20 protein-coding genes and 3 pseudogenes are annotated in these 26865 nt (G+C 56.7%); 10 read left to right on the forward strand and 13 right to left on the reverse strand.

Annotated features, from left to right (window positions below; genetic code table 11):
- Positions 1–97 precede the first annotated feature (97 nt).
- The 8 genes from CD175_RS27855 to CD175_RS27890 all read right to left on the reverse strand — a co-directional run bounded on the left by CD175_RS27855 (position 98) and on the right by CD175_RS27890 (position 8636).
- Positions 98–880: a MetQ/NlpA family ABC transporter substrate-binding protein gene (locus CD175_RS27855; RefSeq protein WP_007972924.1), complete on the reverse strand. Its 783-nt coding sequence runs from the start codon at positions 878–880 to the stop codon at positions 98–100.
- 252 nt (positions 881–1132) lie between these two features.
- Positions 1133–2062, reverse strand: coding sequence for a sigma 54-interacting transcriptional regulator (locus tag CD175_RS27860; protein WP_104451243.1), 930 nt, complete (start codon positions 2060–2062; stop codon positions 1133–1135).
- A 55-nt stretch (positions 2063–2117) separates the two neighbouring features.
- Positions 2118–2699, reverse strand: a complete 582-nt coding sequence (locus CD175_RS27865; protein WP_007972928.1) for an alpha/beta hydrolase — start codon at positions 2697–2699, stop codon at positions 2118–2120.
- Between the two features lie 279 nt (positions 2700–2978).
- The gene (locus CD175_RS27870) at positions 2979–3380 is read right to left on the reverse strand and encodes an ExbD/TolR family protein (protein WP_102701888.1); all 402 of its coding nucleotides are present in this window, start codon (positions 3378–3380) and stop codon (positions 2979–2981) included.
- Between the two features lies 1 nt (position 3381).
- Complete coding sequence (locus CD175_RS27875; protein WP_104451244.1) at positions 3382–4107, reverse strand: MotA/TolQ/ExbB proton channel family protein; 726 nt, start codon at positions 4105–4107, stop codon at positions 3382–3384.
- A 44-nt stretch (positions 4108–4151) separates the two neighbouring features.
- Complete coding sequence (locus tag CD175_RS27880) at positions 4152–4961, reverse strand: energy transducer TonB (RefSeq protein WP_104451245.1); 810 nt, start codon at positions 4959–4961, stop codon at positions 4152–4154.
- A 259-nt stretch (positions 4962–5220) separates the two neighbouring features.
- On the reverse strand, positions 5221–7581 hold the full coding sequence (locus CD175_RS27885; RefSeq protein WP_104451246.1) for a TonB-dependent receptor: 2361 nt from the start codon (positions 7579–7581) through the stop codon (positions 5221–5223).
- A 134-nt stretch (positions 7582–7715) separates the two neighbouring features.
- On the reverse strand, positions 7716–8636 hold the full coding sequence (locus CD175_RS27890) for a TauD/TfdA dioxygenase family protein (protein ID WP_104451247.1): 921 nt from the start codon (positions 8634–8636) through the stop codon (positions 7716–7718).
- Positions 8637–8819: 183 nt separating this feature from the next.
- On the opposite strand from CD175_RS27890, the gene CD175_RS27895 reads away from it, so the two are divergent.
- Positions 8820–9740: a LysR family transcriptional regulator gene (locus CD175_RS27895; protein WP_104451248.1), complete on the forward strand. Its 921-nt coding sequence runs from the start codon at positions 8820–8822 to the stop codon at positions 9738–9740.
- A gap of 122 nt (positions 9741–9862) precedes the next feature.
- Here the strand turns inward: CD175_RS27895 and CD175_RS27900 are convergent, their stop codons facing one another.
- A complete protein-coding gene (locus CD175_RS27900) occupies positions 9863–10876 on the reverse strand; it encodes an ABC transporter substrate-binding protein (RefSeq protein WP_095964484.1) in 1014 nt (337 codons plus the stop codon).
- 403 nt (positions 10877–11279) lie between these two features.
- Here CD175_RS27900 and CD175_RS27910 point away from each other — a divergent pair, with 403 nt between their 5' ends.
- The 8 genes and pseudogenes from CD175_RS27910 to CD175_RS31820 form a co-directional block, all read left to right on the forward strand.
- Positions 11280–12878, forward strand: a complete 1599-nt coding sequence (locus tag CD175_RS27910) for an ABC transporter permease (protein WP_104451250.1) — start codon at positions 11280–11282, stop codon at positions 12876–12878.
- Entirely contained in the window at positions 12875–13690 is an 816-nt protein-coding gene (locus CD175_RS27915) for an ABC transporter ATP-binding protein (RefSeq protein WP_104451251.1), read from the forward strand. Before CD175_RS27910 ends, CD175_RS27915 begins: the two co-directional genes overlap by 4 nt.
- Before the next feature lie 15 nt (positions 13691–13705).
- Positions 13706–14218, forward strand: a pseudogene (locus CD175_RS27920) (sulfatase-like hydrolase/transferase); the annotation flags it as partial.
- A 26-nt stretch (positions 14219–14244) separates the two neighbouring features.
- Positions 14245–15582, forward strand: coding sequence for a site-specific integrase (locus CD175_RS27925; RefSeq protein WP_104451252.1), 1338 nt, complete (start codon positions 14245–14247; stop codon positions 15580–15582).
- Positions 15572–17290 carry a site-specific integrase gene (locus tag CD175_RS27930; protein ID WP_104451253.1) on the forward strand — a complete coding sequence of 573 codons (1719 nt, stop codon included), beginning with the start codon at positions 15572–15574 and terminating at the stop codon, positions 17288–17290. Before CD175_RS27925 ends, CD175_RS27930 begins: the two co-directional genes overlap by 11 nt.
- Positions 17287–19335, forward strand: a complete 2049-nt coding sequence (locus tag CD175_RS27935; protein WP_240629033.1) for a hypothetical protein — start codon at positions 17287–17289, stop codon at positions 19333–19335. The genes CD175_RS27930 and CD175_RS27935 overlap by 4 nt, the downstream gene beginning before the upstream one ends.
- Positions 19307–19771: a hypothetical protein gene (locus tag CD175_RS27940; RefSeq protein WP_104451254.1), complete on the forward strand. Its 465-nt coding sequence runs from the start codon at positions 19307–19309 to the stop codon at positions 19769–19771. The genes CD175_RS27935 and CD175_RS27940 overlap by 29 nt, the downstream gene beginning before the upstream one ends.
- A gap of 174 nt (positions 19772–19945) precedes the next feature.
- Positions 19946–20093, forward strand: a pseudogene (locus CD175_RS31820) (DUF5131 family protein); the annotation flags it as partial.
- A 1477-nt stretch (positions 20094–21570) separates the two neighbouring features.
- Here CD175_RS31820 and CD175_RS27950 read toward each other — a convergent pair.
- The 4 genes and pseudogenes from CD175_RS27950 to CD175_RS27965 form a co-directional block, all read right to left on the reverse strand.
- Positions 21571–23019 (reverse strand): DUF1254 domain-containing protein, encoded by a 1449-nt coding sequence (locus CD175_RS27950; protein ID WP_104451255.1) that lies wholly within the window; start codon positions 23017–23019, stop codon positions 21571–21573.
- 286 nt (positions 23020–23305) lie between these two features.
- A complete protein-coding gene (locus CD175_RS27955) occupies positions 23306–23503 on the reverse strand; it encodes a hypothetical protein (protein WP_240629034.1) in 198 nt (65 codons plus the stop codon).
- A gap of 277 nt (positions 23504–23780) precedes the next feature.
- Positions 23781–23986 (reverse strand): annotated as a pseudogene (locus CD175_RS27960) (transposase); the annotation flags it as partial.
- Positions 23987–24219: 233 nt separating this feature from the next.
- A complete protein-coding gene (locus CD175_RS27965) occupies positions 24220–25083 on the reverse strand; it encodes a M23 family metallopeptidase (protein WP_104451256.1) in 864 nt (287 codons plus the stop codon).
- A gap of 501 nt (positions 25084–25584) precedes the next feature.
- Here CD175_RS27965 and CD175_RS27970 point away from each other — a divergent pair.
- Entirely contained in the window at positions 25585–26313 is a 729-nt protein-coding gene (locus CD175_RS27970) for a DsbC family protein (RefSeq protein ID WP_104451257.1), read from the forward strand.
- Positions 26314–26865: the final 552 nt, after the last annotated feature.

Raw genomic sequence — 26865 nt, forward strand, 5'->3', positions numbered from 1 at the left:
CCGAAGGCTGCGATCTTTTGATCTTCAGTCGTAAAAAAAACGCCGACGCTAATTCAGCCGTCGGCGTTTGAAACCTTGAAGGGGTTTGCTTCGCGAATCAGAACGCTGGCAGTACCGCGCCGCTGTACTTCTTCTCGATGAAGGCTTTCACTTCCGGGCTGGTCAGGGCCTTGGCCAGTTTCTGGATGGCAACGCTGTCCTTGTTGTCCGGACGGGCCACCAGGAAGTTCACGTAAGGCGAGTCGGCACCTTCGATCACCAGTGCGTCTTTAGCCGGGTTCAGACCCGCTTCCAGCGCGTAGTTGGTGTTGATCATGTCCAGGTCGACCTGATCCAGCACACGCGGCAGCATCGCGGACTCAAGCTCCTTGAACTTGAAGTTGTGCGGGTTCTTGGCGATGTCTTTCGGTGTGGCCAAGGCGTTTTTCGGGTCTTTCAACTCGATCAGGCCAGCCTTCTGCAGCAGGATCAGGGCACGGCCGCTGTTGCTGCCTTCGTTCGGGATGGCGATGGTCGCGCCGTCTTTGAGCTCAGCCAGGGTTTTGACTTTCTTCGAGTAGCCGCCGAAAGGTTCGACGTGCACGCCGATCACGGTTTCCAGGTGAGTGCCTTTGCCTTCGTTGAAGCTCTTGAGGTACGGCAGGGTCTGGAAGTAGTTGGCGTCCAGACGCTTCTGGTCGACCTGCACGTTCGGCTGAACGTAGTCGGTGAAGACTTTGATTTCCAGGTCCACGCCTTCTTTGGCGAGGGTTGGCTTGATCAGTTCAAGAATCTCGGCGTGTGGAACCGGGGTCGCGGCAACCACCAGTTTCTCGCCAGCCTGGGCCAGGCCCGCGGTCAGGGCAGCCGCCAGTGCGGTGAACAACAGAACCTTTTTCATGCAGTGTCCTTATCGAAAATCACAGTCGCTTGTGGCGACGGCTTGAAGATGAGAGTGCCAGTGAAGTGCTATCGCTGGCGTGAAGCGGACAATACCGGGATTTTTTATTCCCGAACAATAACGTTTATTCAGCTTCATATTCCATTTTGTTCGTACAGCTCTAACTTGCACACTATTCCCTGTAGGAGCCGGCTTGCCGGCGATGGCGTCCGCCCGGAAACCTTGGCGCCTGGATCGCGAGCAAGCTTGCTCCTACAAAAGCGCGGTGTTTTTGAGCAGTTGTTTCAGGGCTGCCTTGTCAGCAACAGTGCCATTGTCGAGAATCTGCCTGATCTGGCTCCCGATCTGCTCCAGCGAAATCGAGGGTTCCGGCAGGTTCAAATGCTCCGGCAATATCTCGTCACCCGTACTCACCAGCAGCGCAAAGTGAATGATGTTTTCCAGCTCCCGGGTATTGCCCGGCCAACTGTGGCGTTCCAGCACAAGCTGTGCGGCTTCGCTGATCAGCGGCACTGGCAGGTCGAGGCGTTGGCTGTAGATGCCGAGGAAGTATTCGGCCAGCGGCAGGATGTCCCCTGTACGCTCGCGCAGTGCTGGCAGTTCGAGCGGGCCTTCGCTGAGATAGTGATAGAGCCGCTCATGGAATTTTCCGGCGGCCACCGCCTGGGCCAGATCGATGCTGGTGGCCGCCACCAGCCGCACATCCACCGGGCTCGGTTGCTGAGCGCCGACGCGGGTGACTTCATGGTTCTCCAGGGCGGCGAGCAGCTTGATCTGGATCGGCAGCGGCAGGTCACCGATTTCGTCCAGGTACAGCGTGCCGCCGTTGGCCGAACCGAACCAGCCGGCACGACTGCTCGCCGAACCGCTGTAGCTACCCGCCGCATAGCCGAACAACTCGGCATCGGCGTAGGTCGGGCTGATGGCGCCGCAGTTGACCGACACGAACAACCCGCCGCGATCACTGGCGCGGTGGATATGACGGGCCAGCAACTCCTTGCCGGTGCCGGTTTCGCCACGGATCAGCACCGAGACTGAACGCGTGGCCAGTTGCTCAAGGTCTTCACGTAATTGCCGCGAACGCGGGTCGACAAACACCAGCGCCTTGGCGCGGATGCTCAGGGGACTTTTTTCGGCGTCGGGAAAGGTCAGCAGTGGCTGACCGAAGGTTTCAAAGCTCATGGCAGACTCCCGCCCAAAACCGCCGGGAGACGGGGGCGTTAAATAAAGAAAGTGTTCAAGCGCGGCGCAGGGCGTGGTGTTCCATGCGGTTTTGCAGGCGATAGAGATAGGCAAAACCCTGCTCCCAACGCTGGTGACCGGACTTCACGTTGATATGCCCCGCCCCCGCCAGAATCCCCGCCTCGGCACCCCAGTTGCGCGCCAGCTCCAGGGCTCGCGGCGCACTGACGGCGCTGTCGTTGTCGGAGCTGACGACCTGGCTCGGAAATGGCAGCAGGTCCGTCGGGATCGGCGCGAAGTTGCGCAAGGCCGGCGCACAGGCCGGGCGCTCGACATCCGCCGGTGCGACTAGCAGGGCACCGCGCACCTGACGCAGGAACTGCACAGGCGCGGTCGCCGCCCAATGGGCAACGGTGATGCAACCCAGGCTGTGGGCGATCAGGATGACCGGCGTGCTGTCGGCGGCAATCGCCTCGGCCAGCGCCGCGACCCAGTCTTCACGGCGCGGCGTCAGCCAGTCGGCCTGCTCCACCCGTGCGCTGTTCGGCAGGCTGTTCTGCCAGTGGCTTTGCCAATGATCTTCTGGCGATCCTTGCCAGCCCGGCACAATCAGGTAGCGAATTGATTCGTTGCGCATGGGGGAGCTCTCCTGCTGCGTGTCTGTTCCCGGTCGAGTATAGGGAGGAGAGTTATATTCGTTAAGGAATAAGAAGCTATTTATTAAGATCTGTATCGAATATTAAACACATAACCTGTAGGAGCTGGCTTGCCAGCGATAGCGGTTTAACAGTCAACGTAGATGCTGAATGTCAGGGCCTCATCGCTGGCAAGCCAGCTCCTACAGGTTTGGGATTTAGTCGGAATAAAAAAGGGGCCGCACCCTGCCAAGGAGACGGCCCCGGAAAACGAAAATCTGTTAACGCGCAGTGATCACCGACAACTTGGTAATCCCTGCCCGTTCAATCGATGCCATGGCCCGCGCCACCTCGCCGTAATTCACACCGTCGTCCGCCTGCAACTGCACGCGAACCTCGGGGTCCTTGGCCTTCGCCGACTTGAGGCTGAACTCCAGCAAGTCCGGCTGTATCTCGTCCTTGTTGATGAACAGTTTGCCGGCACCGTCGATGCTCACCACCAATGGGTCCTTCTGCTCCACCGGCGCCACCGCTTCGGTCTTGGGCAGGTTGATCGGAATGGCGTTGGTCAGCAGCGGTGCGGTGACAATGAACACCACCAGCAACACCAGCATCACATCCACCAGCGGCGTCACGTTGATCTCGCTGAGCACCTCATCGGTGTCTTGCGTGGAGAAGGCCATATCAGGACGCCTCCTTCACTTTCTGTGCGTTGCCCTGGGCTGCCACCTTGTGCGCCGTCGGGTGAATCAGCACGCGGAACGAACTCTTCTGCGCGAGGCTGTAGAAGTCGTGGGCGAAGTCATCCAGATCCGCCGCCGTCAGTTTCAAACGACGCAAAAAATAGTTGTAAACCAGCACCGCCGGCACCGCGACGGCGATCCCCACGCCCGTGGCGACCAGTGCCGCGCCAATCGGCCCGGCGACCGTTTCAAGGCTGGCCGAGCCCGCCGCGCTGATGCCTTTCAACGCTTCCATGATTCCCCACACCGTGCCGAACAAACCAATGAACGGCGAGGTACTGCCAATACTGGCGAGCACGGCCAACCCGGTTTCCAGCGACCGGCGTTCGCGCACGATCTGCTGGCGCAAGGCTCGCTCCAGACGATCCTGATGATTGATCGCCTGGCTCAAGTCCGCCGCCTGTGGCGTCTCGCCCACCTGGATGGCCGCATAACCGGCCTGCGCCACCCGGGCGGCCGCGCCGGGCCGGGTTTCGCTCAGTTCGGCCGCCGAGTCGAGACTCGAAGCGGTCCAGAACTGCTGATGAAACTTTCGATCCTGTGCCTTCAGCCGACCGAACTGCACGCCCTTGAGCAATGCCAGGCCCCAGGTCGCGACGGAAAAAACCACCAGCAGCCAGATCACCGCGCTTTCGATGGATTCAAGTGGAGAGGCCAGTAACGTCATGATGTATTCCTCGTGTAAACGTTTCGCGCGAAATTGGTTTCTGTTTAATGAATCTTGAAATCGATGGGCACGCTGACCCAGCCGTCCTGGGCGACATCACCTTGCTTGGCCGGCACGAAACTCCAGCGTTTCACCGCGTTCAGCGCGGCGTCATCCAGCGCATCGCGACCACTGCTTTTCTGGATCTGAATCTCGCCGGGCTTGCCGCTGGCCAATACATGCACGCGCAACAACACCGTGCCTTCCCAGCCGCGACGCTGGGCCAGCGACGGGTATTCCGGCGCCGGGTTTTTCAAGTAGCCGGCGGTGGCGGAGGCCGGTGTCACAGGCGCTGGGGCCGGCGGTGCAGGTGGTGCCGGGGCCGCGACGGGTGCTGCCGGTTGTGGCGGTGCGGGTGGCTGCTCAACGGCTTTTGGCGCCGGTTTCGGTAGCGGTTTGGCGACCGGCTTGGGCTTGGGAACCGGCTTCGGTGGAGGCGGCTTCACCGCCAGTTCATCCTCCACAGGCGGTGGTGGCTCAATCACGGGTTGTACGGGTTGCGGTGGCGGCGGCTCGACCACCGGAGGCGCCGGACGCGAGAATTCGATGGTCATGGGCGGGACTTCAGGCGGCACGATCGGCAGCACCGGGGTCGGTTGCTGATTGACCCAATAGATCACCGCGCCATGCACCAGCAACGCCAGCACGCCCAGCACGATTGCTTCACGCCGGCGAAGGACGCCTTTGGGGGTTCGCTGCAAACGCAACTGCCCCAAGGGCACCCGGTGCGGTCGGCCGAGGTCGACCAATTCGCCACCGGGTGCCTGGCGCCAAAGCACCTCATGTGCACCGGCGGCGATCTGGACATTGCCCATTGTTTAACTCCCTGCGGTCTCTTTGCGGATAACCGGAACGTCGTGCTGAACATCCCCCGATGACGTCCCGGTAGAGCAATCATTGGCTTGAACGCTTAGTTCTTAAAGTAATGTTTAAACTTATATCTAGATCTGAAAGAAATATGCGAAACCCTTAACCCACCGCCAGAGCCCGCCGTTCAAGGGCTCTGGCGCAGTGGAAAAAATCCGATGCTTTTCATGCATCGAAAGTATTCATTCAAGGCATGCTTTTTCGCCGTCAGAAGTCGTATCGGCCGGTCACACCCAGAGTCCGTGGCGTACCGAGTAAGCCTTCATAACCACCATTGGCGGCCGTCCACAGCGTCGTGTAGTAGGTTTTGTCGAAGGCGTTTTTCAGCCACAACGAAACGTCCCACTGCCCCTGGTTTAAGTCGCCGCGTAGACCAGTGGACAGGTTGACCACCGCATAACTCGGGATCTGCCCGAAGTCGGAGTCTTCCACCGTGCCCACCGCTTTGGAGCGGAACGCATAGCTGGCGGTGACGTACTCCTCGAAGCCGTTGCTCAGGTTCCACTTGTATTCGCCGTTGGCATTGCCGATCCATTTCGAGGCGCCGACCACTTGATGGCCACTGAGGTCGCAAGACGGTGGAGCGCCCGGCGCCAGGCTGACTTCCGGCGGGCACGGCGCATCCTTGTAGGAGAGGTAGCTGACGTCGTTGTACGAGCCGTTGATGTTCAGCGTCAGGCCGCGCAGCGGGATCAGGGTGCTTTCGAATTCCACGCCACGGGAGCGCACGGAACCGGCGTTGGTCAGGTATTGCACGCGATTGACGTCGTCATAGGCATTGGTCTGATAGCCGTTGACCTGGGTCCAGAACAGGTTGGCGTTGAGTTGCAGGCGACGGTCCCACAGGGTGCTCTTGAAACCGAGCTCGGCGTTGTTGGCGCGCTCGGTGCCGATCAGCAATGAGTCGGCACCGGCCACCGGCGCCATACCGACGGCCAGGTTGACCCCACCGGATTTTTCGCCGTGGGACAGCGTGGCGTAGGTGAGCAGGTCGTCGGTGAGGTGGTAGCTGAGGTTCAACAGGCCCGAAGGACTGGAGCTGTACTGGTTCAGATCGCCGGAATCGTAGGCCCCCGCACGAGCACGTCGTGCCGCGGCCGCCGCACCGGTGACTGCGGCACCACCGGCGGGTGCATTGCGGGTCACCCAGGCGTTTTTCTCTTCATAGGTGCCGCGCAGGCCGGCGGTGAAATCCAGTCGTTCGGTCAGGTGCCAGGTGCCCTGTGCGAACAGCGCGAAGCTGTTGGTTTCGATATGACCGTTGCCGACACTGTCGATGTTGTTCAATGCACCGTTTGGCGTGCCGTTCCAGATATCCGCTTGCGGCCCGTAGAAGGTGAAGGATTTGTTGTCCAGGTCGGAGCCGAAGTAGTAGGCGCCGAGCACGTAATCGAAGAACCCGCCGGTAGGCGACGCCAGGCGAAACTCCTGGGAATACTGCTTGTCCTCCACCGAAACCCCGGCGTTGTAGAAGACGGTGGCGTTCAGGCCGTCATCATTGCGCGGGGTGAAATTCCACCAGCGGTAAGCGCTGATGGACGTCAGGGTGAAGTCGCTCGGCAGCGTCCAGTTGGCCTCCATCGACGTGCCGCCCTGATGCACGGTGACATGCTGGTCGTTGTTCAGGTTGACCTTGCGGTGGGTGCCATCGACCAATGTCGCGCCCGCGGCGTTGGCCCGGGTCTGGTAAAGGTTGGTGCCATTGATGGTCGGCCCTGTGTTGAACAACACGCGGGTGCCGGCGCTGGAGTCTTCTTCGTTGTAGTCGCCGATCCAGCGCAGGTTGAACGCTTCGTTCGGCTTGAACAGCAACTGGCCACGGAAGCCATCGCGCGAGCCGCCGTTCAAATCGTGGCCGTCGAATTCGTTCTTGATATCGCCGTCGCTGCGGGTGCGATACGCAGAAAAGCGCCCGGCAAGCTGGTCATTCAGCGGGCCGGAAATCGTGCCCTTGGTCTGGAAGTAGCCATCCTCGCCCACCGAAGATTCGATGCTGCGTTCTGGAGTGAAGGTCGGCGCACGGGTGCTGATGTTGATCACGCCGGCGGTGGTGTTCTTGCCGAACAAGGTGCCTTGCGGACCGCGCAGCACTTCAAGCTGCTCGATGTCCATCAGGTCGAACACAGCCATGCCTGGCCGGCCGAGGTATACGTTATCGAGGTACAGGCCGACACTGCCTTCCAGGCCATCGCTGGCCGGGTTGTTGCCCAGGCCACGAATCGACACGCTGGACTGACGCGCATGCATGTAGGCGACGTTGACGCTGGGCACCAGTTGCTGCAAATCCTGGATGCGATAGACCCGCTGGGCTTCCAGGGTCTGGCCGCTGACCACGCTCATCGGGGTTGGTACGTCCTGCGAGCTTTCTTCGCGGCGGCGAGTCGTGACCGTCACGGTTGCCAGTTGGGTATTGTCGGCCGTGGCGGTTTTTGCCGGGGTGGTTTCAGGGCTGGCGCTTTCGGCCGCATAGCCTTGGGTCCAGCCGGCACTGCCTGCCAGTAGCAGAGCCAGGGGCAGGCGTTTGAGCCGTTGGGGTGAGGAGGTTTGAGCAAAGTGCAACGGACTCATAAGGCGGGGTTCCCGATCAAAAGAAATTCTTTAGTGCTTGCCAGGCCGCCATCGCGAGCAAGCTCGCTCCCACACTGATCCTGTGAACACCGAAGACCCCCTGTGGGAGCGAGCTTGCTCGCGATAGCGTCGGTTCAGACGCCTTCGATATCCGGCCCTTTCACCGTCTGGCTGACCTGCCCATTCACACCCACCGGCACTTCACCCTTGAGCGTCACACGACGCACGATCCGGTCCTGGGTCCCGTAGTCATCCACCGCATAATGCTGGGTGGAGCGGTTGTCCCAGATCGCCACGTCACCGGCTTTCCAGCGCCAGCGCACGATGTTTTCCTGGCGGATCACATGGCTTTGCAGCAACCCGAACAGGTGCGCCGAATCGGCCTGGGAATAGCCCTTGATGCGTTTGACGAAATGCCCCAGCAACAGGCTCTTCTCGCCGCTGATCGGGTGCACGCGCACCACCGGGTGTTCGGTCTCGTAGACCGTCGAGGTGAAGACCTTGCGATAGCGCTCCAGCTTCTCCGCCGAGACGTCCGGTCGGGTGCCGGCGTAGTCGTATTCGTTGCTGTGCACGGCGACCAGTTTGTCGGCCAGCTCACGCAGCTCCTCCGACAACCCGTTGTAGGCGGTGGCGGTGTTCGCCCACAGGGTGTCGCCACCGAAAGCCGGGGCCACCACCGAGCGCAGGATCGAGGCTTTGGGGTAGGCCTCGACGAAGGTCACGTCGGTGTGCCAGGAGCTCGCACGCTGGCCCTCGGCACCGTCCAGCTCCAGCAGAAAACGCGTGCCTTCACGCACCGGCACGGTCGGGTGCGCCACCGGTTCGCCGAGCAGGTGGGCGAACGCCTCCTGGCGCTGATCGTCGAGTTGGGTCTGCTCGCGGAAGAAGATCACTTTGTATTGCAGCAGCGCCTGTTGAATGGCTTCAACGGTGGCGGCATCCAGCTCGCCGGAAAGCTGTACGCCGCGGATTTCGGCACCGATGCGACCGGCCACCGGATGGATTTCAAGCGTGTGAACAGCGGGTTGTACTGCGAAAGCGGCATTGCTCATGGGTAGACCCTCATCAGACTGCTTGCGGTTGAACCGGCCGCGAAACACTGCTCTATCTATATTCTATTTAGATCTAATAGATATCTACATGCTTCGTTGACGGAATAAGAGGTTGCATTTAAAACCTCAGTCAACCCTCGTCGCAAATGCCTTCGAGCTATTTTTAGGATGCCGGAAAAGCATATGGATCTTCGCCAGTTGCGTTACTTCATCGCCCTCGACGAACACCGCAGTTTCGTGCGCGCGGCCGAGGCCATGGGCATTACCCAACCGGCCTTCAGCCGCAGCATCCAGGGGCTGGAGCAAGAGTTCGGCTGCGTGTTGGTGGACCGTGGCAACAAGGATTTGCGCCCCACCCCCGAGGGCTTGGTGGTGCTGCAACATGCCCGCAGCCTGGTGCAGGGTGCGGCGCTGCTCAGCTCGGAAGTGACGCAGATGACCAAGCTCGATGCCGGCGAACTGCGTTTCGGTTGCGGCCCGGCGCCGGCGGTAAAACTGGTGCCGGATGCGGTGGCACAATTCATCAATGCACACCCGAAAGTGCGCACCTGCTTCGAAGTGGATAACTGGGAAAAACTCAGCCGCGCCCTGAGCCGTGAGGAGATCGAATTCTTCATCGCCGACATCCGCCATTTCGAGTCCGACCCGAACTTCCAGACCCAGGCGCTGACGCCCAAGCGCGGTGTGTTTTTCTGCCGCCCCGGGCATCCGCTGCTAGCCAAGGAGAGCCTGTCGACCAACGACATGTTCGATTACCCGCTGGCGACCACGAAGATCCCGCCAGGCATTCGCAAATTGCTGGCGAACCTCAGTGGACGGGTGGATTTTTCACCAACCCTCGAGACCGAACATTTTCCGGCGCTGGTGAAGGTGGTGTTGCAATCCAACGCCATCGGCGTGGGCACGAAAGAGGCGTTCATCGAAGACATTGCCCAGGGTGCGCTGGTGCTGCTGCACTGGCGCAATTTGCCGCAGAACATCGAGAGCATGAATGCGCGGTGCGGGATTGTCAGTCGCACCGGGTTCCGGTTGTCGCCGGCGGCGCGGGCGATGATCGAGACGCTGGTGGCGGTGGACAGACAACAGATCAGCGTCGCGGTTTAGGGCCTCTTCGCGAGCAGGCTCGCTCCCACAGGGGATCGTTGTCGGACACAAGTTTGTGTACGACTCAAATCTAATGTGGGAGCGAGCCTGCTCGCGATGAGGCCAGTGAGCTCACTGAAGATTCAGAGCTTGGCAGCAGCCAATTCCGGCGCCACCCAATCGCTCACCTTGAACGACTTGCGAATCAGCTTCTGCTGCGAAGCCAGGTCCACCGCATCCTGCAATTTGCCAAGGAACACCGGATCAAGTGTCGACGGGAATACCTCGCTCAATTTCTGATCCTTCAGATCCTGGCTGAGAATCACCGGCGGGTAACTCGCCAACCCCGACACCAACTGAACGTAAGCGTCCTTGTTGCTATCCTGGGTCAGCCACGCCACCGCTTGTTGTTGAGCCTTGAGCAGTGTGGCGACTGCCTCGGGGTGCTCGTCGACAAACTTCCCGGTCCCCACCAACACGGCCTGCACACTGCCGGCGCCACCCAGGTCCTTGGTGGTCAGAGGCAACTCGGCCAGCCCCTTGGCTTGTAATGCGGTGAGCCCGGAACCACCCCACGAGGCATCGATCTGCTTCGCCGCCAGCGCCGCCACTGCAGCGTTGAAGTCGAGGTTGATGACTTTCACATCCTTCTCGCTCAACCCCTGACTGGCCAGCGCCGCATCAAAGGACAGCTGGCTGGCCGTGCCACGGAAGATCGCCACACGTTTGCCCTTGAGGTCTTGCAGGGTCTTGATCCCCGAACCCGGTACCACGCCGAGGTAGTGCTTCACCCCGCGCGCCGAGGCGCTGAGCAATCGCGTATCCAGTCCATTGGACTTGCCGATGATGGCTGCCAGGTCGCCGAGGTAGGCCAGGTCCACCTGACCGTTGGCGAACGCCTCGTTGATCACCGGGCCTGCGCCCTTGAAGAAGCTCCACTGAATCTTGATGCCTTGATCGGCAAAGGCCTTTTCGAAGATCTGTTGATCGCGCAACACATCCACTACACCGCCACCGCTGTGCTGGGTACCAGCGCTCAGGTCAGGCACGGCGATGCGGATTTCCTTGAGCTCACCGGCGTTGGCCGTGAAGGCCAGCAGACCCGCCAGGGCCGGTGCGGCGAACAGGCTGATGACACGTTTGAAGGGAAGGTTCATGGGTGCGGCTCCTTGGGGCAACGGGCGTTGATGAGCCGAAAGTAGGCCGAATCAGAACCAACACTTAAATACTATAAATTCACATTTTTAGATCATATGGATCTATACCAACACCGGCGGACCTCTCCGCCAGGTATGCCTTGGCAGCATCGAAAATATTCTTCGAATGCATTGGATGCGGCGGCTGATCGAGGCCTTAAATGGTCTCGCTTATCTCTCAATAGCATTGATTTTAATTTTTATAGATCAATTTCGCATACAACTTTACCCCTGTGGGAGCGAGCCTGCTCGCGATGGCTGTGTGTCATCCAGCACATAAGCCGCCTGACACGCCCTCATCGCGAGCAGGCTCGCTCCCACAAAAAAGCAGGTCTTTATTGCAACCCGACAACGGAGGTCTCTCATGGCCCGTGTTTCCCTTCTCAGCCTGCCACTGGCCGCGCCCTCGCTTGAACACAAGCGAACATGGCCGAGCCTGGGCCAACGCTTGTTGCCGTGGTTGTTACCCACTGCCCTTTTTGCGCTGTGGTGGCTCGCCAGCCGCAATCACTGGATGAGCGAGCAAATCCTGCCGGTGCCGACCCTGGTCTGGAGCAGCGCCGTTGAATTGTCCCAAGGCGAGCTGTGGAGCCATTTGTGGATCAGCCTGCAACGTTTGTCCTGGGGCCTGCTCGCGGGGATCAGTGTCGGTGCGGTATTGGGCGCGGCGCTGGGTTTCAGTCGTACGCTCGAACGCCTGGTGTTTCCCACCTTCGCCGGGTTGGCGCAAGTCCCGACCCTGGCCTGGATTCCCTTGTTCATGGTGTTTTTCGGTATCGGTGAAGTGCTGAAACTGGTGGTGCTGATCAAGGCCATCGTGGTGCCGGTGACCCTGCACACACTGGTCGGCGTGCGCGATGCCCAACCCAGGCTACGCGAAGCCGCCGCCGTGTTGCGCCTGCCCAGGCACCTGTTGATCCGCCGCCTGGTGCTGCCCGCCGCACTGCCGGCCTTCATGGCCGGTGTGCGCCTTGCGCTGGCCGCCGGATGGACCTCGCTGCTCGCTGTCGAACTGCTCGCGTCCAGCGAAGGCATCGGTTACCTGATGGTCTGGGCACGCCAGTTGTTCATGCTCGACATCGTGTTCGTGTGCATCGTGATGATCGGCCTGATCGGCGTGGCGATGGATCGCGGCATCGGCCTGCTGGACAGGACGCTGGTGCACTGGCCGCACCCGGCCACCGCCGAAATCCGTCGCGGGCCGCGTTATCAAGGCTGGCAACGTCTGCAACCGTGGCTGCTGCCACTGGCGCTGTTGGCGTTGTGGCAACTGAGCGCGGATCAGCTGTGGATTGACCCGAACATTCTGGTCAGCCCGCTGGCCGTCCTGCACACCACCTGGCATGGCCTGCTCGACGGCACGCTGATTGGCGGCATGGCCCTGAGTCTGGGCCGAACCCTTGGCGGGTTACTGCTCGGTGGCGGGCTCGGCTTTGCTCTGGGCCTGCTGCTTGGACTGTCGCGCACCAGTGAACGCGTGCTCGGCCCGACCCTCGCCGCCCTCCGCCAGATCGCCATTTTCGCCTGGGTGCCGCTGCTCACCGCGTGGTTCGGCCTGGGGGAATTGGCCAAGTGGGTGTTCGTCGCCCTCGCCGCGTTTTTCCCGCTATTCATCGCCACCCAACGCAGCGTCGCCAATCTCTCGCCACAACTGAACGAGGCTGCGCAGGTGTTGCGCCTGAACCTGCCCCAGCGGCTTGTTCGACTGGTGTTGCCGGGCGCCGCGCCGGGGATTTTCGCAGGGCTTCGCCTGAGCCTGATCTACGCCTGGCTCGGCACCATCGGCGCCGAATATTTCATGCCGTCCAACGGCGGCATCGGCAGCCAGATGATCGGTGCCCAGCAACTGCTGCGCATGGACCTGATCATGGCCGGCATGCTCCTGGTGGGCCTGACCGGCGCCCTGCTCAACCTCATTGGCCAACGCCTGGAAATCCGCGCCACTCGCTGGAGACACGCATGAACGCACCGATTGTCAGCTTCAATCACGTGGGCAAAACCTTCGACGTCGACGGCTTCGAACTGGAGGCCATTCGCGAATTCAACCTGGACATCGCCGAGGGCGAATTCGTCGCCATCGTCGGCTCCAGCGGTTGCGGCAAATCCACTTTGCTGCGGCTGCTGGTGGGCCTCGACAGGCAATTTCGCGGGCAGATAAGCGTCGACGGCAAAGCCGTCACCGGCATCGGTGGCGAGCGCGGCATCGTCTTTCAGGAACACCGTTTGTTCCCGTGGCTGAGCGTGGCCGACAACATCGGCCTGGGCCTGGTCAACGAGCCATTGAGCGCCGCGCAAAAGCACAAGCGTATCCATGACTTCATCGCGCTGGTGGGCCTGGGCGACTTCGCCCGCGCCTATCCGCACCAACTCTCCGGCGGCATGGCGCAGCGCGTGGCCATCGCCCGAGGCCTGGTGGCCAGCCCACGGATTCTGCTGCTGGACGAGCCATTCGGCGCCCTCGATGCGCTGACCCGCCAGCAGATGCAGGACGAACTGCTGGCGATCCGCGCGCGGGCAAAAATCACCACAGTGCTGGTCACCCACGATGTCGAGGAAGCGATCTTCCTCGCCGACCGCGTGGTGGTGATGGAGCCGCGTCCGGGGCGGATCAAACAAGTGGTCGACATTGCCCTGCCCCATCCGCGTCAGCGTAGCAGTTTCGACTTCCACCAGTTGCGCGAAGAACTGCTTCACGAACTCACCAGCGACGGTCACTACCAGCCCCCCGTGTCGGTGCAGGTCCGCGATCTGCCGCTGTCCTTCATTGCCTACTGAAAAAGGAAAATCTTGATGCCGCAACGTCCCAACTTTTTAGTGATCCTGGCCGATGACCTGGGCTTTTCCGACATCGGCGCCTTCGGCGGCGAAATCAATACACCGAACCTCGATGCCTTGGCCAACAATGGCCTGCGCCTGACCGATTTCCACACCGCACCAACCTGCTCGCCGACCCGTTCGATGCTGCTCACCGGCACCGATCACCACATCGCCGGCATCGGCACCATGGCCGAAGCCCTGACCCCGGAGTTGATCGGTAAGCCCGGCTACGAAGGGCATTTGAACGACCGCGTGGTCGCCCTGCCTGAGCTGCTGCGCGAGGCGGGTTACCAGACGTTGATGAGCGGCAAATGGCACCTGGGCCTGACCGCAGAACGGGCGCCCCATGCCCGGGGTTTCGAGCGTTCGTTTTCGCTGTTGCCCGGTGCGGCCAACCACTACGGCTTCGAGCCGACCTACGATGAAACGACGCCCCGGCTGCTGAAATCCACACCTGCGCTGTACATCGAAGATAAGAGTAAGTTGAGTCATACGGACGCCTAAGGTACAACATGTTATGGCATGGACATCGAATCGATTTGCCGGAGATCATATTGGCAACACTTGAACGCATCCGCTACGTGCCACATTACGTCGAGATCGTAGCGAACACCCCCAAATACCAACCTAGCGACAGTCGGCTGGCGGTCGAAGGTCTGCCGCAAATTTTCTGGTCTGACTGTATGCCTTGGAGAGAAGCCAACCTTTGGGCGCTTGAGCGGATTAGCATCGGCGAAACCTCACTGAAGACCATTGCGAGCAACATGAACGGACTTCTGAACTATGCAAAGTTTCTCGAGCAACATGAACTGCACTGGCTGACCTTTCCCGTACGAAAAGCAGAGCGATGCTTGGTACGGTATCGCGGTTCGCTAATCAAGATGCGTGACTCGGGACAAATCAGCCCATCGACAGCATCCGAGTACATGCGCAACTGCGTGATGTTTTATCGATGGGTCAAAGGCAAAGGTTTGCTCTCTCCGCAGCTGCCGCTCTGGCGTGACAAGCCATACTTCATCACCTACTTCGACCAGGTTGGATTCGAACGCTCACTGAACGGCGTTACCACGGACATTAGCATTCCAAATCGCTCGCGACTGGGAGAGTCACTGGAAGACGGGCTGTTACCGGTCTCGGCAACTGATCGCGACGCCATTCTCAACCACGCGAAAACATCGGCCACCCTAGAGTTGTACCTCATGCTCAGCCTCGGTTTCTTTACCGGAATGCGTCTGGGCAGTATTTGCGATCTGAAAATTGAAACCTTGAAACGGGCAATACCCGATCCATCCGCTCAAGGGTTGCTCCGGATGACTTTAGGTCCAGGAGCTTCGCCACCCGTTCACACGAAATTTGATGTCACCGGCCAAGTCTGGATACCTGAAGCCCTGCGTGATGAGTTGTTGGAGTACGCCAATAGCTTTGAAAGGGTCAGGCGAGAAGCCGCAGCAGTACCAAAGAATCGTGACCTGCTCTTTTTGACGCGCTTCGGCAATTCCTATGGACGCAGAGGTTCAGATCAATCTTCGGCAGTGAACGTAGAAATGTCGTCATTTCGAAAAAATGGAGTTGCAGCTGGGATCCCTGCCCTTCGCACATTTCACTTTCACCAATCACGTTGCACATTCGGGACGGAGTTGGCTCGCCTCGCCCTAGGTGCATGTAGCGATGTCGCGATTGCAATTGCAGTTGTTGGAAGGGCTCTGCTGCACGCCAAAAACTCTGAAGCAACGACGTTCAAATACATAAAATTCGTACAGGCAGCTCCAATCAAACAAGCACTCGCGGACAGCTTCCTGGCCACTTTTACTGGAGTTCACTCCTCCGTAGTGGCTCAGCATGGTGGATAAGCAGCCCGACCTCTCGTTTCCAATGCTCGAATATGGGAAGACCGAGACACCATGGGACCTAACGCCGCTTCTCTATCGTGGCGGTGCCGCCCTCAAGACTAAATCGGCCATGATAAAAATTGCCCAACATGAAGTGGGCGATTTACTGGCAGACCGAATCGGACTGGTCAAGCGATTACACTCAAATCTGGTCGACGATCTCGCCAGAGGCATCAGTCGATTTTCCGTTGAAAACAAAGTGCAATGCCTACGTCGGTTCTTCACGTGGGCCGACCTAGCAAATCTAGGCCTATCACTTGAGTCCATCAGCGATACATTCTTGCAGTGGGCTGATCATCAATTGCACCGTCAACGGGTCGAACGCAGTCTCAGCCAAAGGTCGACTTATGATCTTGCCAGTCTGACTGCGACAATGTTCGACAACGTGCTGAACCGCCATGCCAGCTTGATCAAAGACACGCGCATCCGAAAACCTCGCGGCAAAGGAAAATTGCACACGTCCCAAGTGGATAAGCAAAATCTTGAGCAGGGCTTCACATTTGGCAATCTCTTAGCCGATATATGCAATGCATTGACACTTGAGGCAACCAGGGGACCGCTCCCCGTACTTGTACCGTTGCGTACTGGCCGGGTATTAGAACAATGGTCCCATCTTCCTCGGCTCGAACCATTTACGAGGCCCCACCCCCAATCGGCGGTGACATTGAGGAACTCGCTTGCCAGACGTGCTGCTTGGGAAGCAGAACTGTCTTTACGCACTCGATTTCCGGTTTTAAATCTGCGCATCGAAGCAGAATTGTTAATGTTCATCGCCCAGACCGGCATGAACCTCCAGCAAGCGTACAGACTACGCATGGAGCAGTACCACTACACCAGTCACCTCGATGGCTATCAAGTACGCTCCTATAAAAAACGTCGCCATGGGGAGGTCATCTTTGAGATTTTTTCGGATTATCGTGACTGGTTTGAACGTTATCTAAACTGGCGGAATGAGTGGTTCTCGACCGAACCTGCAGACCTGTTGTTTCCTCTCATTCGACGCGGTCGAATTGACGACAAGGCCCCTCAGTTTAACTGTATGCAGCGCATCTGTGGGTCAATAGGCACGCCACTGATTCGTCCTGCTAAATTGAGGGGTACACGAATCAACTGGCTGCTGCGCGAGACGCTCAATCCAAAACAAACAGCGGAGATGGCGCAGCATTCGGTCGAAACTCTAATTCGAGTGTACGCTGACCCACACCCGCAGTTAGCCATGGTGGAAATCACGCGTTTCCATCAACAAACCGATCCTGACATTTCGCCACCAGGACCTGGCTCCTGTGTATTGCCCATACCAGAGCCGATCAGAAATATCCCAGAGCAAGCCTCCAAGCCTGATTGTGTCACTGCCGCTGGCTGCCTGTTTTGTACACATCATCGTGATATTGAAAGTGAGGACCATGTCTGGTCACTCAGTAGTTTTCGTCATCTCAAATTGATTGAACTGGCACGATATCGACCACCAGAGAAACCGGTCCATATTCAACAGCCGGCCTTGATCACCGTTGAAAGGCTGACGGAAAAGCTGAAATTTTTTGAGGAGAGCAGTTCAGTGCGTGCGGCATGGGTTGCCGAGGCACAAGCGCGCATTAGAGAAGGTGACTATCACCCCGCCTGGGACGGATTCATTAGGTTAATTGAAATTCATCGCGAGGGTGCTTCATGAACAATTTGCTACCTAGCTTGGGCCTTGCGATTGATTCCGTACTGGTGGTGCCCAACGCTCCTAACTACCGCCCGCCATGCTGGCCACCGAAGAGCGATTGGCCGGTTGTCATTGATGCCAATGGCGATGTCATTAGCCGATGGGGTGACTCCATCTGGCGGCTGGATCCATGGGCAGGAGTACCGTTGACGTTGAACTTTGGTGATGGACCTATTAAAAAAATGGCCGCGCCCATCGACCACCATAACGCCAATCTATTGAGGGTAATCATTGGGTGGTGGCTGTACGGCCCGAACGGTGCCCGCGGACATCGTACACTCAAGACTCGTTTCGATCAGATGCGTCGCTTGTTTGCACTTTGCTCGAAGGAAGGAGTTCTCGCTTCTGAGTTAAGCCGTTTCCCGCGTATTGCAGACCGAATTCCAGAAGTGTTGCAATCATCTCGGGCTAGGGAGTTTCTGATGTTGCTGCACGAGTTGTATGAGCGGCGAGAAACACTGGGGTTCACGATTCTCGACAGAAGAGCACTGGCCCGGCTTGAGGCCTCTCTTCCGAGCCATGAGACACGTCAAACGCCATTTATACCTCCGCGAATTTGGCGCTACCAGGTCACACGCTTGCATGAATGTCTTGACGATTTCCTGCTGCACCAAAAGCAAATCGAAGCCTGTTTTCGATTTTGTCTGCATGCCTATCAGCACAATAGACTCACAACCCAAAGCGATCACCGATTTTCCGCCGTTGCACCCTTTCAATGGCCGGCAGACGGCAGTAATGGACGTTACTCGGGTCGACTTTTTTATGGCCCGTTTGCCGAAACGGCGACTCGCTTTGGTATCGCGGAACTCCTAGAGCGCTGGACTGAGCCTTCGGGTGCTACGTTAAGCATCAGAGCGCTATCTCGCTATCTGACCAACGTTACTCGGGCCGGTCTGGCTTACCTGCTGAACTTCAGCCTCATGCGCGTTGAAGAGTGCTGGAATCTACGAGCAAACTGCCTGAGGATTGAGACCGATCCACGCTTTGGTGAAATCACTTTATTACGTGGTCGAACAACCAAGACCGCCTCGGATAGCGATACCTTTTGGGTTACATCACCTTCAGCAAAAATAGCGGTAGAGGCGATGACGGCCATAGCCACGCTTCGCGCCGAAGGTTCTGCCTTCGAACCAAGTACAACGCCTAGACCGATTGAGCCCACCGAGCTTTATTTGGTCAGTTGTGCCAATGAGCCTTGGATTGCGGCTAGGAAAACAATGAGTACGGCCATTCGCCCCTCGATCATCAGTTACCTTAGCGCTTTCGGAAACAGTTCCACGATTTTTGACCCGGAACAACTGCGCATCACGCCGCGGGACCTGGAGTTGGCCCGCTTAGTGAATCCAATGTTACCGGAGGAGTTTGCAGTCGGTGAAATCTGGCCATTGGCCTGGCATCAACTGCGCCGTACGGGTGCCGTCAATATGCAAGCCTCAGGACTGGTCAGCGATGCGTCTTTACAATTTCAGTTAAAACACATTACTCGGGCGATGAGCTTCTATTATGGGCAAAACTTTTCACGCCTTCGGTTGGAAGAAAAAGCCCACACGCTGTACGTCCGCACCATGTATGAAACATTGGGCCGAGAGTTGCAGTTGCTGGTGACAGACCGATTTATCAGCCCACATGGAGAGAAGCGTAAGGCCGAAATTGTTCGGCTGATTCTGCCCAGCGACATGGAGAAAATGACTCAATTGGCTAAAAAAGGCGCTGCGGTATATCGCCCGATAATACTTGGCGTGTGTTCCAGCCGTGAACCCTGCCCTTACGGTGGCATTGATAGCATTGCCCATTGTGGAGGAGGCGATATCGCTGGTGAAGTCAGGCCCTGTCCTGACGTACTTTATGATCGTGACCGACTTGGCCTTGTGCATGAACTTGAGCAGGCCTTGGACAATCGTCTGTCGATTGCCACCGCCGGAAGTCCCTTAAAGGCATCTTTAGAAGCCCAAAAACGAAGTGCAGAGAATTATCGTCATGTCATTAACCAAGCCACCCCAATCTGAGCCCTCCCAGCGTGTAAGCGCAGGCGATCTCTATCGCGCAGCATTTGAGCGGCTGAAAACCAACGAGCCTCAACGCCTGCCCAAAGGCACCCAAGTCAGTCAAAACAATGTCGCCAAGGAAGCGGGAAGCGACCCATCGGCATTAAAAAAAGCTCGCTTTCCTACACTTGTCGCTGAAATTCAAAAATTTGTTGAAGAGCAACTTGGTGGTCGACCGGAGTCTGCGCATCAGGTAAGAGTATTGGCTCGTAAAAAGAACCGCAGCCTCCGTGAAAGAATGGAGTCGGTGATTCAGCAACGCGATCACCTTGCCAGCCTATTGACCGAGGCTGACGCCACCATTCTTGAGTTGCTGGATCGCGTTGCCGAATTGGAGCGTACGCTTCCGAGACGGAGCGTTGTGCCACTGGGGCAGTGGAAGAAAGATCAACAGTGAACACTCGGTTCTTAGGGTGAGCTGGGCAGACACTTGTTTTTGTCTTGGAGGGGGGGCGCTATTGGTTACCAGGGCAGCTTTTCAAGCGAAGGGGGTCAGAATGCTCGTTTTGGAAAAAATACGTCAGCACTTAGAGCAAGATATGCGTGCAGGAACACATCTGGCAGGTGGTTTGAAAGTGGCACGGCGTTCTTTTTCAAACAATGGGGGACGTAGGGGTGAGGATAATATTCGTCGATCCAAGAAAGCGAATGGCCGCGAGTACAGAGGTAAGACTTGGGACGAAATGCCTATCAACATCATAGGCGCGTCACCTCAGTAAAAATATCGACAAAGCGCGCACCAAATGCAGCATCTGTTGATCTAGTGCTCAGGATGTCAAACAGTCCAAATCTATTGGCAATCAACCCATAGCTCTGCAGCAAGAATGACTTCGGTCATCGCCTGTTCAAAGCTACACCAAGGTCCCTTGAGTTGCAGGGCAACCTCGGGCGTTGCTGACCCTTCCCGCTCCCAGAGAACTACGGCGCTCTCAGGAATACCAACATCCGACCACTTCCAATTGAGTTTAATAATGAGTTCACGATGCCGATACTGATGCCTGACAGGCTGACTTTTCATGCCCTTTTAAGCGGCTTAGCGGGAGGCCCAAGACGCACTTTTCGTGTCATTGAATTGAGTAGATTCCTAGCAGCGACCGTATCGAACCATTCGGGCTCGTGTGCCGCTTCGCACGTAAGCTCAGATTCGCCATTCTCATACGTAAGCTTTCGCCGTTCTTTCGGCTCGACCTGCTCAACCGCCTGTGGCGCATTGCTGACACCCATCACATCCCCCCATTAACCGGCGCATCCTCGAAATACAACTTGAGTCTGAGAACTCGTGCCACTTTAAGAACTGTTGAAAGCTTTGGATCTGCGTCAATGGTAGCAGCCTAAACAGTGTTGCTCACCAAATTCCAATATCTCGAAACAGCTTGGTAAATCCTTCCGTGCGGACTATAGCACCCATCGCCCCAGCTAGAAGTCTAGAGTTATTTTCACGCATACAACTCTGCATTGAAGGGCATCCGCCCTGACCAACTGCGGCCACTCAGCTTTCTCTGAAACAACTGGCCGGGCGAACAACGAGAACGTTACTCGCCTTTTTCATCCATGTCCTCATCGCTTTTCTAACTTATTTACTCCCCTAGCCATCTTCTTCTGCCATAGAGCGGTTGGAAATTTCGTGTTCGAAAATGCCTGATGACCTTTGGCTTGACCACCACCTCCGGTGCTCGGACTTCAAATAGATCAGTATTTTCCTAAGCTACGGCTCTGCCCCCCGCATCGATGATCACATTGATTGTGGATTCAATACGCATCAAACCGAGCAGGCCATGAGTCGAACGAACGCAGCGGTGCCCGCTCATGATCTCCGTACCCATCAACTACAGGGCCATGCCGGCTTCATCGGCGATGAAAACACGTCTTCCAGTTGAGGCCATTTCAGGCATTTATTATTTAGCGAGTGGCACAGCACGATCAGACGACCCTTTAAGGCCAGCATGAGCGGCACTGAGCCTGTTGTTGAGGCATCAATACGAATGAACTCGATCGACCAATATAACAGTGCGCCCCCCTCCCCCAAAAATGCAACAATTTGTGCGGGTAGTTCAATGAGTCTCGCGGGCGCGACGGGCAATAACAACTACGTGACAAGTGGTTCTCACCTGTCCGTAACGAGGCCTCAGCGGCCTCTCAGCCTAAGCAATCAAATCAAACGGCTGCTTGCAATCCGCAAACAGCCGCAAGTTCGCGTTACTTCGATGCCACCACTGCCGGCGGCTGCCAGCTACCGCTACCGGCGGGAAGAATCGAAGGCGCCGTGGCCTTCGGCCAGTAGAGGCGCATCACCAGAAAGACCGTGTCGTCGGGCGCGGGCAACCAGTTGGCTTCCTTAGCCTTGCCGGGGGAGTCTTTCTGAATGTACAGCGTCAGTGAACCATCCGTGTTTTTCTTCATCGCCGACAGCATCGGCGAGTTGATCAGGTAACGGTTGAGCGGATTTTTGATCAGCAGCTGGCTCTTGCCGTCGTACATGGTCACCGACCAGAAGGCATTGACTGGCGGCAGTTTGCCGGCCGGGAAAGTCAGCGTGTAGTTGCGCTTGCTGGTATCCAGCGTCTGGCCAGTGCCGTCGGTGCGCGTGTTGGGATACATCGCCTCTACGGCATCGTTGCCGTAGAGACCGCCTTTCGCGGCACCGGCACGCTTCAACCAGTCGGCCTTGTAGAACGTTTGGTCGCCGAAGTACGCGCCGACGTTCCAGCCGTTGATTATCTTCGTCCCACTCGCGAGGAACTTGTCGACCTTCTGGTCACCGGCCTTCATCCCGAGCAGGACCACGGCCTTGTGCTCGAGCGAGAGATCCTTAAATTCGAAGGTGCGACCGGGTCCCACCCCGATGCTCGCCAGCTTGGCCCGGATCTCCTGGTCGTCAGCCGATGGCGGCACATACTCCATCGCGGCCGACAGGTACTCGAAGAAGTTGGCCTTGATGCCTTCCGTCGTAGCCGGGACAAAATCAATCTTCGGCGCAGCCGGTGGCGCGGGTTGATGGAGGAAGGCGGACAGCGGCTGGACCTTGTAGCCCGCTTGCACCTTCTCGACATTCGGCATGTCCTTGGCGTTGTAGAGCTGAGTCCGAATGGCGCTCACGGCGAAGGGAGTGGTCGAGGTGAAGACTTTTTTGATACCGGGAGGGGGCACGCCTTTCCAGTCGGGACCGACCACCATGTAGTCGCCTGGCTCGTTGCCGGTGGTACGGCTGCCGATGTAACCATAGTTGTAAGTGTTGCCGTCGATCATCTGCACCGAGTAGTAACGCCGCTTGTCCACTGCCGGCACCGAGATCACCATCGGCTCCGCGCGCAGGTCCAGCCAGACAAACGAATAAGGGGTGTCGCTGTTCGGAGTGATGATGGCAGTGTCTTGGTAGGTGAAGACGCGAGGTTCGTTCTTGATCTGGTTAAACGGTGCCTTGTATTGCGGGCCGCCCTTGTCCACGGCATATTCGTACATCACGGCGTAGTTCATGACCAGTGGCAAGCCGTAAATAAAGCCTTCTTCGGCGATCGCCTTGGTTTGCTCCAGATTCGGCGCGGTAATACCCTTGGCCACATCGGCCTTGTCGGCCTGCGTGATCGGATCCGTCTTGCTCGCACATCCTACGAAAAGCGTTGAACCTACGACGAGTGTCGCAGCCATTATCCAGCCCCAGTTAGACTTCCTGTTCATTTTCACCTCATTAGCCATATGCGAATTGCTGTCGTGAGGAGTCACGTGGTTACGGCTTCGCTTGTTGAAATGTTTATTTTTTTAGCGCAACGCGGCTTGTATCTGGCCTATCTTAATGCGCCCAGTTTTTAATATAGAAGAGTCTACGAAGCCCGAAGCGATTCGCACCGACTAAAGTTGCGCAAAAGCCCCAAGTAACCTTAACCGCCTTGCGGCACCACTTGGGCATCACTGCCAGAACCTTCGATGTAAACGTTCATGTCTTTACCCAGGGACGGATCAATCGGCTGGCCAGATGCTCTAGATCGGCAGTGAAAGCCTTGAAGGTTTGAACGGCCTCCTTTAGCAAAGTCTGCAGGAACGGCCACCACAAGAAAACGGGAGCCAATATCAATGCCGAATGCACGGTCATGAATAACTGGTAGCCCGCGTCGTTTGAGCCAAACCCGTTCATGGACACCTCCAGTCAAGGGATGAGCTAGACAGGGACTCGGATCACTCCCCCTCCTAAACGGGGTCACGAAACGCACCACTACTAACGGATCTGCAGCTTCCCCTAGATCAAGTTTTTTTGACGGGGACTCAGCCTCAAAAAAACCAGCGACCACTGTCCATCGGGATCAGTGTAGTTCGTAAAGTATCTAGACCAGTGGGTCGCAGTACGCCGGGGAGGCAGTTTAAAATCTCGACTTTTCCCGTTCGAGGCGGGCAATCCGGGCTTCAAGCTGCTAGATTTTCTGCTGTTCCGGTATCTGCGTTTTGCTCTGCGGGGTGACGCCTGGGCGTTCCTTCTGAATCTGATCACCCCAACGGCGGAGGGCCGACTCGCCGACACCGAGTGAAGGCTGGCGTCCATGAAGCTGTAGTTTTGCTTAAGCACGAGTTCAGCAGCCTCACGTTCGAACTCAGCAGAAAAGGAACAGCGTTGGTTGGTCATCTGACACCTCGATCTGGCGTGCGTTCTCGACTAAATAGATGTCCGGTTTCGTCGACCACTACAGTTTCGGTGGCGCACTGTTGAGCAGCCAGGACAACGGCCAATACTGGCGGGGCGCCACGCTGTCGAGCGCTACCGACCTGTATACAGAAAGCACTTCCCTTACTCACAACACACAGCATGTTAAATTTTAAATTGATAAAAATATTTGCACCTCATTAAGTCTTTCGGCATTAAATATTCGTTGCCGGACGCCTCTCCTGCTCCACGACTGATAGCGACGTACTTTTCTTACGCAATACATTCCAAGGAACATCTGTTTCCAGACTAAAAATTGCCAAATAATTCTCACTAGACCACTCCACAAACCGTTGAGGATCGAGCATTTTATCTAAATACTTTACCTCATAGTGCAAATGCGGGCCAGTGCTCTTCCCAGTATTTCCACTCTTACCAATTAAATCTCCTTTAGAGACAAACTCACCGGGCAGAACTTCAACTTCGTTTAAGTGCGCGTACAGTGTTGTGAAACCCTGGGCATGTCTAATGACTACATATTTGCCGTATCCCGAACTGCTAGATCGGGCAGCAGTAATGACTATGCCATTGGCAGTGCTATGCACCGGCGTACCGATCCGGACACTGAAGTCAATGCCATTGTGGGCCCGTATTTTTTTCTGTACCGGGTGAAGACGCTGCCCAAATGTTGAACTTATCCTCCGATATTCTAGCAATGGCGTACCATTTGGTACCACTCGTAACATTCGGTCCAGTTCATCCACCGGGACACCTACAGGGCGCTTGCCAGCCATTTTTTTCTCCGGTGCCAGCTGGATAATCCCACGAGATACCCACCCACTTCTTTCCAATCTACTTTCAATCCGTGCTAACTCGAGCTCTTGGGCGTTAGAATAATACCCTGAAGAGTTATCACTGAGCTCATAGTTTGAATCGGTGTCAACAAAATCATCTGAATCAGCAATATACTGCTGAAATAACGGAGCAGCACACACAGGCGAGACATTTAACACCAAAATCCAACCACCAAATAAAACAATCGACCATCTAATTAACCGCACCCACCATAAAACACCCATATATAGATACCGATATTAGAAAACACAAAACTTCATTAATGACTTCTTTAGTGATAGATTCCTTAACGCACACGTTTTCCATTCAAAGATCAGCTGCAAATCACAACGATTGAAGCTTCTATCAAGTCAGAGATCACCCCTGTTGACACCACACATCATAATAATTAGTTGCAAACGCACTCCGGAATGTTCGGATATCGTTATCGACATTCGTTTTCGGAGTCCATGGTCACAATTTTAGAATCCACCTACAGCGGGAAAAGCCCGAATTTATTGTAAGGAAATCCCTCGAAGAGCAGACGATCTATGGCAGTTCATATGATCGCGATGCAAACCGAGACCAGCAGACAATTGTAAGCCACGACTTATTTGGTATGAAAAAATGAATTCAGTAATTCCCTACACTGCCTTCAGTAAATCCATCGTGAGTACGATTGAGCTGGCAGGGACAATGGGTATTCCGCAGGCCTTGACGGCTGCCCGTCATACAGGATTGACAGCATGACTCGCCACTCTCAAATCCTCGGCACGCTTACACTCTGCCTCGTAGGAACCCTAGCCTACGCCGAGACGCCTGAGCAACTGATTCGTAATTCACTCACAGCTGCTCAGCCGAACTTGCAGATTCAAATAGTGACAGAGAGTCCGCTGGCCGGACTTTACGAAGCACATTTATCGGCTGGACGGGTTCTGTACTTCAGTCCCGACGGACAATACATGCTGCAAGGTCATATGTTTCAGTTCTCGGAGAATCAGACAATCAACCTGACCGAACAAATCCAGAATCGTGCCATCGCTAAGGAGATCACTGCAGTCCCCCTGCAGGACATGGTCGTGTACTCACCCGCACAACCTAAAACCCACATCACCGTCTTTACAGATAGCGAGTGCGGTTATTGTCAGAAACTACATCAGGAAATTCCAGAACTCAACGCTGCTGGAGTTGAAGTGCGGTACATGGCTTTTCCCCGACAGGGCCCTGGTTCACCGGGCTATGATGCGCTCGTCAACGTCTGGTGCGCTTCAGATCGCCAAGCCGCCATGAACCAAGTAAAGCGCCGTGAGAGTCTTCCGGTGGTCCAATGCGATAACCCGGTTAGCAAGCAATTTGCATTAGGGGATTTAATCGGCATCCAAGGAACTCCTGCGATAGTCCTGCCCAACGGCAAAATGATTCCGGGCTATCGGCCTGCGGCGGAATTGACCCGCTTAGCGTTGGCAGCAGAATAGTGGTGCATTGCCTTTAACTCAAGCTCTCGGATTTGCCCGGGTATCCCAGCGGCATCAACGCCGCTAGGATCGAAGTATCCGATAGTGGCTGGTGCAAGCATGCCCGCTACGGTATCTTTCGTCGTTTTGCCGCTCGTGAAAAATGCCAGAAAACATCAGTCCCATCGACACTACTGATCAGGACGGCGTATCAATTCAAATAATTCGCTTCTGTGAAATAGCTTGCTCAGATCACCAAGCATCAGGCAACCCGACAAACGTGCCAGTTGCTGGATAGCTAGCCGCAAATCTCCCGCAATGGCCGTCGAAGTACATCCTCCATCTGAATGTCACAGCTCAGCAAATCAAAAAGCGTTCTACTCTGATTTATTCGAACGCTTGCTCGCCATATTCGGCATATCGCAGATGTTCGAACCCCAACCCGCGGAGCGTCAAAACCAGCATATGCCGAGTCATGGTGTGGTCTTCAAGAATCAAGTTCTTGATATCGTACATCATTTGCCCCTCGCCCAAAACCCCACTCTTTTACTCTAGTTTCTAATGAGCTGATTA

This window comes from Pseudomonas laurylsulfatiphila, from assembly GCF_002934665.1.
In the GTDB taxonomy this organism is placed as follows: domain Bacteria; phylum Pseudomonadota; class Gammaproteobacteria; order Pseudomonadales; family Pseudomonadaceae; genus Aquipseudomonas; species Aquipseudomonas laurylsulfatiphila.